We start from the raw sequence: 1,276 nt of genomic DNA, 5'->3' as shown, positions 1-1,276 counted from the left end.
TGTATAGACCGGGGACATAGGTGACAGGTGTGCGGGGACATGGTGGACACTTTCCGGCGAATTTGCCGGAGGATCACCATGCCTTGGAAAGCACAAGACACCATGAGTCTGAAACAGGAATTTGTCGCACTGGCTACGAAAGATGGAGCGAATCGCCGTGAGCTGTGCCGGCGCTTCGGGATCAGCCCGCAGACGGGCTACAAATGGCTGCAGCGCTATGCCACCGAAGGCGGAGCCGGGCTTGCAGAGCGCTCGCGCAGGCCGCTGAGCAGTCCGGGCGCGTCGCCCGCCTTGATCGAGGGGTCCGTGCTGGCCCTGCGCCGCGAGCACCCGGCTTGGGGCGGGCGCAAGATCAGCCGGCGGTTGCGCGATCTGGACTTGGCCCAAGTGGCGCCCAGCACCGTGACGTCCATCCTGCACCGTCACGGACTCATCACCCCCGAAGCCAGCCAGGCGGCAGCACATTGGCAACGCTTTGAACGCGAAGAGCCCAATGCGCTGTGGCAAGCAGATTTCAAGGGCCATTTCGACATCCCGCAGGGACGCTGCTCGCCGCTGACGATGCTGGACGACCACTCGCGCTTTAACGTAGCGCTGCACGCCTGCGGGCAGACCGATACGCACACGGTGCAGGTGCAGATGAGGCGCGCCTTCGAGCTGTACGGGCTACCAGGGCAGATCAACTTTGACAATGGCGCACCGTGGGGCGCGCCGCGCTCGCCCGGGCAGTTGACGGACCTGGGCGTGTGGCTGGTCAGACTCGGTATCCGGGTGAGCCACAGCCGTCCGTACCACCCGCAGACCAACGGCAAGGACGAACGGTTTCACCGCTCCCTCAAGGCGGAAGTGCTCAACGGCCGCACCTTCGAGAGCTTTGAGCGGGTACAGGCAGCGCTGGACCACTGGCGCGGGGTCTATAACCACGAGCGCCCCCATGAAGCGTTGCAGATGGCTGTGCCGGCCAGCCGCTACAGGCACAGCCCGAGACGCTTTCCTGCAGTGGTGCCACACCCGCAATACGCGCCGGACGACCAGGTCAGACAGGTGGGCTGGTTCGGGGAGTTGAGGTTTCGCGGCAATACCTACAAGCTGTCCAGTGCGTTGCACAGGCAGGCCGTCGCAGTGCGTGTGCGGGAGGGGGAGGACGGCGTGTTCGATGTCTATTTCGCACACCACCACTGCCTGGAAATTGACTTGCGACAGCCGGTTGTGGATTAATTCAAACCGTCAACCATGTCTCCGCACACCTGTCCACCATGTGTCCGGTCCATACAGC

1 protein-coding gene is annotated in these 1,276 nt (G+C 63.6%); it reads left to right on the top strand.

Annotated elements, in window-relative coordinates:
- The first annotated feature begins 78 nt into the window (after positions 1-78).
- A complete protein-coding gene (locus AC1DUR_RS25790) occupies positions 79-1,218 on the top strand; it encodes an IS481 family transposase (protein WP_477720921.1) in 1,140 nt (379 codons plus the stop codon).
- Positions 1,219-1,276: the final 58 nt, after the last annotated feature.

It is taken from the genome of Polaromonas sp. P4_F4, from assembly GCF_056401355.1.
Note: the sequence above shows the minus strand (reverse complement) of the source record. Positions and strands in the feature narration are given on the sequence as shown.